The organism is Streptomyces pathocidini (genome assembly GCF_001418495.1).
Taxonomy (GTDB): Bacteria; Actinomycetota; Actinomycetes; order Streptomycetales; family Streptomycetaceae; genus Streptomyces; species Streptomyces pathocidini.
Genome location: NZ_LIQY01000260.1, coordinates 1 through 6846 on the forward strand (window position 1 = coordinate 1; position 6846 = coordinate 6846).

Below are 6846 nucleotides of genomic sequence, written 5' to 3' on the forward strand. Positions count from 1 at the left end.
CCGGCAAACGAGACGGGCCCGGCCGGCCAGAGGTGCCCCCAGCCGGAGGGCGGCTGCGGCTTCACCGAGCAGGACGAGGCCCTGCTCGGCATCCTCGCCCAGCACGCCGCCATCGCCCTGACCAACGCCCGGCTGTACGAGCGAAGCCGCGAGCTGACCATCGCCGGCGAGCGCGCCCGTCTCGCCCACGAGCTGCACGACGCCGTCGCCCAGAAACTCTTCTCCCTGCGCCTCACCGCCCAGGCCGCGACCGCCCTCGTCGACCGCGACCCGGACCGAGCCAAGGGCGAGCTGCGGCAGGTGGCCGACCTCGCCGCGGAGGCCGCGGACGAACTGCGCGCCGCCGTCGTGGAGTTGCGCCCCGCCGCCCTGGACGAGGACGGTCTCGTCGCCACCCTCCGCACCCAGATCCAGGTCCTCGACCGCGCCCACACCGCCGCCGTCGCCTTCGCCGCCCACGGTGTACGGGCCCTGCCCGCCGCCCAGGAGGAAGCGGTGCTGCGGGTCGCCCAGGAGGCCCTGCACAACGCGCTGCGCCACTCCGGCGCGGCCGGGGTCGAGGTCACCCTCACCCGGAGCGGTTCCGGCGCGGTGCTCAGAGTCGAGGACGACGGCCGCGGATTCGACCCCTCCGCGGTCCGCCGCGCGGGCCGCCACCTCGGCCTGGTGTCGATGCGCGACCGCGCGGGCGGGGTCGGCGGAAGCCTGGCCGTGGAGTCGGCGCCCGGCAAGGGCACCGTGATCGAGTTGGAGGTGCCCGGTGGCTGAACAGCGGCGCGGCATCCGCGTACTGCTCGTCGACGACCACCAGGTCGTACGGCGCGGGCTGCGGACGTTCCTCGAAGTGCAGGACGACATCGAGGTGGTGGGGGAGGCGGCCGACGGGGACGAAGGCGTCGCGCGCGCCGAGGAGTTGCGCCCCGACGTCGTCCTCCTGGACGTCAAGATGCCCGGCACGGACGGCATCGAGGCGCTCCGCAGGCTGCGGGCCCTGGACAACCCCGCCAAGGTGCTCGTCGTCACCAGCTTCACCGAGCAGCGCACCGTCGTCCCCGCTCTGAGGGCCGGCGCTGCCGGTTATGTCTACAAGGACATCGACCCCGACGCCCTGGCCGGCGCCATCCGCTCCGTGCACGCCGGTCACGTACTCCTCCAACCCGAGGTCGCCGGCGCCCTGTTGGCCGAGGAGGAGACGCCGGGCGGGCAGGGGAGGGGCGGCACGCTCACCGAGCGGGAGCGCGAGGTGCTCGTCCTGATTGCCGACGGCCGTTCCAACCGGGAGATCGCCCGCGCGCTGGTGCTCTCGGAGAAGACCGTGAAGACCCACGTATCGAACATCCTCATGAAGCTGGACCTGGCCGACCGCACCCAGGCCGCGCTCTGGGCGGTACGCCACGGGGTGACGGACTGACCGGCGTGGCAGCGGGCCGATGGGCGCAGTAACGTTCCGTCAACATCCGTGTGCAGCACGGAGTTTGCCCTGTTCAGACCATCCCGAACAGCCTCTGAGCAGAGATTCATACTGTCGGGTGGATGTAGCCCGTACGGCGCAACTGGACGGGCGGCCGGGCGTTCTCCATGGCGTACCGCGGTGACCTACCGCGGAGACCGCTAGAGAGGGCAAGAAACGTGATGAACCTGAAGAAGGCCGCTGCCGCCATCCTGATCGCCGGTGGAGTCGTTGCCGCGGGTGCCGGCGCCGCCTCCGCCGCGGACGCCAGCGGTATGGCCGCGCAGTCGCCGGGTGCCGTCTCGGGCAACCTCGTCCAGGTCCCGGTCCAGGTCCCGGTCAACGCCTGCGGCACCACCGTCAGCGTCGTCGGTCTGCTGAACCCCGCCGGCGGCAACACCTGCGCCAACGGCTGATCACCGCCACGATCGTCATCGCGCGGCTCCGGCCGCGCAGACCGGCCCCCTGGGACACCGTCCCGCGGGGCCGGTCCCCGTTCCGTTCGCAGCCATCTGACTCTGGCAAATGCCCAGGTCACGTGGGGTGTGGGCCGATCGAGGGCTTCCGTTTCCGGTGCCGTGACGTCCCGGGATGCCACACGTTGCGCAGCACGTGATCTCGCGGTCGAGGTCACAACGTCTCAGCAGAAGGAAGTCTTATGAACACTGCGAAGAAGGCCGCCGTCGTCCTCGCCGCCACCGGTGCCGCCCTGGGCGCCACGGTCGGCGTCGCCTCTGCCAACTCCGGCGCGGAGGGCGTGGCGGCGCACTCGCCGGGCGCCATCTCCGGCAACGTCGTCCAGGTCCCGATCCACGTCCCGGTCAACCTCTGCGGGAACACGGTCAACGTCATCGCGGCCGCCAACATGGCCATCGGCAACACCTGCGGCAACAACAGCAGCACCAGCGAGAAGACCAACGTCGCCAAGAAGCACTGACGTCGAGCCCGGCTCGCCGGAAGGCCCCGCGGACCGCACGGTCCGCGGGGCCTTCGGTGTTCCCGTACCCCCTGCCGGCCCGGCGCCCACCGCTCAGTGCCGTTCCCGCTCCTCCACATACGCGTTGTAGGCCGCCACCTGCGCCCGCCGCGCCGTCCGCTCCACCGGGCGCAGCACCTCCGCCCGGGCCGCGATCTCCGATGCGCTCACCGCCGCCCCGTGCTCGCGCCCGCCGCCTGCCGCCTCCCCGGGCCCGTAGGCGATGTCGATCAGCGCGCCGACCCGCTGCGCCAGCTCCAACACCCTTACCGCGCGCGGCGGATAGCCCGGCGCCAGCACCTCGCGCCCGCGCTCGGTCCGCGCCCGGTACGCCTCGAGCGCCGCCTGCGCCACCGGCCCCGAACCGGCCACATCCAGCCGCGTCAGCAGCTCGGTCGCCTCCCGCAGCGCCTCCGCCAGCTCGCGCTCCGCCTCGCCGAGCGAGGGCACGTCCGCGGGCGGCGCGTCCCGTACCGGCAGGCAGTGCCACACCACCTCGATGTGCACATCGCCCTCGGGCCCCGCCTCGAACACCTCTGGTACGAGTCCCACCGGACGGCCGCCCGAGGCGACCACCGCCTCCTCGGCCTCCAGCGCCCGGGCGTTGAAGTCGGGCGGGCCGCTCAGCCCCAGCGGGTGCCCCGGGGCGGGCAGCGCCAGCCGCAGCCCGGTGACCCCGAGCGCCCGCAGTCGGCCGAGGCCGAGGCTCAGGCCGACCTGGCCGGTTTCGCCGGGGAGCCCTTCGATCCGGTGGAGCGCGTCCTCGCCGACGATCCGGTGCACCGCCTCATCAGGTGAGACGAGTCCGGCAATCAGGGCGTTTCCCCAGGCCGCGAGGCGTCCTGAGCGTGGTTCCGTGAGCATGGGACCAGCCTAAGGACTTGACCCCTCGGCCGGTGGCGTAGGTTTTCCCTGGGGACTGCGCCCACAGGCGCACGCGACGCGACAGCCGAGACTGGCCGAGATTGCATGGGAGAAAACGCGCTCATGAGCGATGTACTGGAGCTGGTGGACGTATCCGTGGTCCGCGAGGGCCGGGCTCTGGTGGACCAGGTCTCCTGGTCGGTCGCCGAGGGGGAGCGTTGGGTCATCCTCGGCCCCAACGGCGCCGGAAAGACGACCCTCCTCAACATCGCCTCCAGCTATCTCTTCCCGACCTCCGGCACCGCGCAGATCCTCGGCGAGAAGCTCGGCGGCGTCGACGTCTTCGAGCTCCGTCCGCGCATCGGCATGGCGGGCATCAACATGGCCGAAAAGCTGCCCCGCCGCCAGACCGTGCTGGAGACCGTGCTCACCGCGGCCTACGGCATGACCGCGCACTGGCACGAGAACTACGAGGACGTCGACGAGCGGCGGGCCCGCGCCTTCCTCGACCGGCTCGGCATGAACGACTACCTGGACCGCAAGTTCGGCACCCTCTCCGAGGGCGAGCGCAAGCGCACGCTGATCGCCCGCGCGATGATGACCGACCCCGAACTGCTGCTCCTGGACGAGCCGGCGGCCGGCCTCGATCTCGGCGGCCGGGAGGACCTCGTACGCCGCCTGGGCCGGCTCGCCCGCGACCCGTACGCGCCGTCCATGATCATGGTGACCCACCACGTCGAGGAGATCGCGCCGGGCTTCACCCACGTCCTGATGATCCGTCAGGGCAGGGTGCTCGCCGCCGGTCCCGTCGAGACCACGCTCAACTCCCGCAATCTGTCGCTGTGTTTCGGCCTCCCGCTCGTCGTGGAGCGCAACGGTGACCGGTGGACGGCCCAGGGCCTGCCGCTGTCCTCCTGAGGCTCGACCCACCGGCGTCCTGGTCCGGCCCTGATCGGCTTGGCTTGATCGGCTTGGCTTGATCGACCACTGTCCGGAACACGGCCACCACGCCTACGATGAGCCCGTGGATCCATGGGTGTGGTGGCTGATTGCCGCCGTTGGTCTCGGTATTCCTCTCGTCCTGACCGCGATGCCCGAGTTCGGGATGTTCGCCGTCGGAGCCGTCGCGGCGGCCGTCGTGTCCGTGCTGGGCGGTGGTACGACGGCCCAAGTCCTGGTGTTCTCCGGTGTGTCCATCGCGCTGATCGCCGTCGTGCGCCCGATCGCGGCCCGTCATCGCAGCCAGCGGCCCCAAGTGGCCAGCGGCATCGAGGCGTTGAAGGGCCGTCAGGCGATCGTCCTGGAACGGGTCGACAGCCAGGGCGGCCGCATCAAGCTCGCCGGCGAGATCTGGTCGGCCCGGACCTTCGACGCCGAGCAGGCCTACGAGGCGGGGCAGCAGGTCGACGTGGTCGACATCGACGGGGCCACCGCCATCGTGATGTGACGGACCGTAGGGTGTCCGGAAAGCATCGCCTGCGGGCGCGGGCTCTGAAAGAATCGATCATCAAGCAACCGAACGGGGCAGGGGAGCATCCGTGGAACCGATCATCATCGTCCTGATCATCCTGGTGGTGCTCGTCTTCATCGCACTCATGAAGACGGTGCAGGTCATCCCCCAGGCCAGCGCCGCCATCGTCGAGCGCTTCGGCCGCTACACCCGCACCCTCAACGCGGGCCTGAACATCGTCGTCCCGTTCATCGACTCCATCCGCAACCGCATCGACCTCCGCGAACAGGTCGTCCCCTTCCCGCCGCAGCCGGTCATCACCCAGGACAACCTGGTGGTGAACATCGACACCGTCATCTACTACCAGGTGACCGACGCCCGCGCCGCGACGTACGAGGTCGCCAGCTACATCCAGGCCATCGAGCAGCTCACCGTCACCACCCTCCGCAACATCATCGGCGGCATGGACCTCGAGCGGACCCTCACCTCCCGCGAGGAGATCAACGCGGCGCTGCGCGGCGTCCTCGACGAGGCCACCGGCAAGTGGGGCATCCGCGTCAACCGCGTCGAGCTCAAGGCGATCGAGCCGCCCACCTCCATCCAGGACTCGATGGAGAAGCAGATGCGCGCCGACCGCGACAAGCGCGCCGCGATCCTCCAGGCCGAGGGCGTCCGGCAGTCGGAGATCCTGCGCGCCGAGGGTGAGAAGCAGTCCGCCATCCTGCGCGCCGAGGGTGAGGCCAAGGCCGCGGCACTGCGCGCGGAAGGCGAGGCCCAGGCCATCCGCACCGTCTTCGAGTCGATCCACGCGGGCGACCCGGACCAGAAGCTGCTCTCCTACCAGTACCTCCAGATGCTGCCGAAGATCGCCGAAGGCGATGCCAACAAGCTCTGGATCGTGCCCAGCGAGATCGGCGACGCCCTCAAGGGGCTCAGCGGCGCCATCGGCAACTTCGGCCCGATGTCCGGCGGCAACTCCGCCTCTGGCCCGACGCCCCCCGCTCCGCGCCGCGAGCAGCCCCCGCTGGACTGACGCCCCGCCCGGCCTCAACTCCCAGGCCCCCGCCACGGTCTCCGCGGCGGGGGCCTCGGCCATGATCCGGACTGCGATCCCGACTGTGCTCCCAGCTGCAGTAGCAGTTGCGGTTGCGGTCCCGACGGGTCTCGGTACGCGGTCCCGAACGGGGTCTCGATACGTGGTCGCCTCCCGGCTGCGAGCGAACCTTCCGGCATGATCGTGCCGCAGGCCCGGGCCACACCTCATCGGCTCGGCCGGGGCGTGCGACGGAACAGACGGCACGGCGGAAGGCACAGCGTGGAACTCTGGGAGGCACTGGCCGTCCTCGCGGCAGGCATCGCGGCCGGCACCATCAACACCGTCGTCGGATCCGGCACATTGATCACCTTCCCCGTGCTGCTCGCCATCGGACTGCCACCCATCACGGCCAACGTCTCCAACTCTCTCGGCCTGGTCTTCGGCAACATCAGCGGCGCCTACGGCTACCGCCGCGAACTGCGCGGCCAGCGCCGCCGCCTCCTCCGCTTCGGCACCATGGCCCTCATCGGCAGCCTCACCGGCGCGGCCCTGCTGATCCTGCTGCCCCCGGAGGCCTTCGACACCATCGTGCCGGTCCTCATCGGCCTGGGCGTCGTCCTCGTCGCCCTCCAACCCCGGCTCGCCCGCGCCGTCCGGCGCCACCGTGAACACCACGGCACCGACACCCACCCCGACGGCGGCCCCCTGCTCCTGGTCGGCCTACTCCTGACCAGCGTCTATGGCGGCTACTTCGGCGCCGCCATGGGCGTCCTCTACCTCGCCCTGATGGGCATGCTCCTGCACGACGACCTCCAGCGCATCAACGCCGCCAAGAACCTCCTCGCCGTCGTCGTCAACAGCGTCGCCGTCCTCTTCTTCCTCTTCGTGGCCGACTTCGACTGGACCGCCGTCCTGCTGATCGCCGTCGGCTCGACCCTCGGCGGCCTGCTCGGCGCCACCGTCGGCCGCCGCCTTCCACCCACCGTGCTGCGCATCGTCATCATCGTGGTAGGCCTCGCCGCGATCGTCCGGTTGCTGCTCACCTGACCGGCAACCGGACGATCGCGGCG

The 6846-nt window shown here is 71.0% G+C and carries 9 protein-coding genes; 8 read left to right on the top strand and 1 reads right to left on the bottom strand.

Annotated features, from left to right (window positions below; translation table 11 throughout):
* The 4 genes from AOK16_RS14085 to AOK16_RS14100 form a co-directional block, all read left to right on the top strand.
* A partial coding sequence (locus AOK16_RS14085) for a sensor histidine kinase (protein ID WP_055472609.1) occupies nucleotides 1–768 on the top strand: 768 nt, incomplete at its 5' end.
* Nucleotides 761–1411, top strand: coding sequence for a response regulator (locus tag AOK16_RS14090; RefSeq protein WP_079101367.1), 651 nt, complete (start codon nucleotides 761–763; stop codon nucleotides 1409–1411). The genes AOK16_RS14085 and AOK16_RS14090, both read left to right, overlap by 8 nt.
* A 218-nt stretch (nucleotides 1412–1629) precedes the next feature.
* Entirely contained in the window at nucleotides 1630–1866 is a 237-nt protein-coding gene (locus AOK16_RS14095) for a chaplin (RefSeq protein WP_055472610.1), read from the top strand.
* Between the two features lie 242 nt (nucleotides 1867–2108).
* Nucleotides 2109–2387, top strand: coding sequence for a chaplin (locus AOK16_RS14100; protein WP_055472611.1), 279 nt, complete (start codon nucleotides 2109–2111; stop codon nucleotides 2385–2387).
* A 93-nt stretch (nucleotides 2388–2480) separates the two neighbouring features.
* On the opposite strand, the gene AOK16_RS14105 is transcribed toward AOK16_RS14100, so the two are convergent.
* Nucleotides 2481–3290 carry a hypothetical protein gene (locus AOK16_RS14105; protein ID WP_055472612.1) on the bottom strand — a complete coding sequence of 270 codons (810 nt, stop codon included), beginning with the start codon at nucleotides 3288–3290 and terminating at the stop codon, nucleotides 2481–2483.
* A gap of 123 nt (nucleotides 3291–3413) precedes the next feature.
* Here AOK16_RS14105 and AOK16_RS14110 point away from each other — a divergent pair, with 123 nt between their 5' ends.
* The 4 genes from AOK16_RS14110 (at nucleotide 3414) to AOK16_RS14125 (ending at nucleotide 6823) form a co-directional block, all read left to right on the top strand.
* Nucleotides 3414–4208 (top strand): ABC transporter ATP-binding protein, encoded by a 795-nt coding sequence (locus AOK16_RS14110; protein ID WP_055472613.1) that lies wholly within the window; start codon nucleotides 3414–3416, stop codon nucleotides 4206–4208.
* A gap of 106 nt (nucleotides 4209–4314) precedes the next feature.
* Nucleotides 4315–4737, top strand: coding sequence for an NfeD family protein (locus AOK16_RS14115; RefSeq protein WP_055472617.1), 423 nt, complete (start codon nucleotides 4315–4317; stop codon nucleotides 4735–4737).
* A 91-nt stretch (nucleotides 4738–4828) separates the two neighbouring features.
* Nucleotides 4829–5773, top strand: coding sequence for an SPFH domain-containing protein (locus AOK16_RS14120; protein ID WP_055472614.1), 945 nt, complete (start codon nucleotides 4829–4831; stop codon nucleotides 5771–5773).
* Nucleotides 5774–6055: 282 nt separating this feature from the next.
* Nucleotides 6056–6823 (top strand): sulfite exporter TauE/SafE family protein, encoded by a 768-nt coding sequence (locus tag AOK16_RS14125; RefSeq protein ID WP_055472615.1) that lies wholly within the window; start codon nucleotides 6056–6058, stop codon nucleotides 6821–6823.
* Nucleotides 6824–6846: the final 23 nt, after the last annotated feature.

Excerpts from the sequence above, each read along its gene's own strand:
- AOK16_RS14100 (WP_055472611.1), top strand. The coding sequence starts at position 2,109 with ATGAACACTGCGAAGAAGGCCGCCGTCGTCCTCGCCGCCACCGGTGCC.
- AOK16_RS14105 (WP_055472612.1), bottom strand. The coding sequence starts at position 3,290 with ATGCTCACGGAACCACGCTCAGGACGCCTCGCGGCCTGGGGAAACGCC.
- AOK16_RS14110 (WP_055472613.1), top strand. The coding sequence starts at position 3,414 with ATGAGCGATGTACTGGAGCTGGTGGACGTATCCGTGGTCCGCGAGGGC.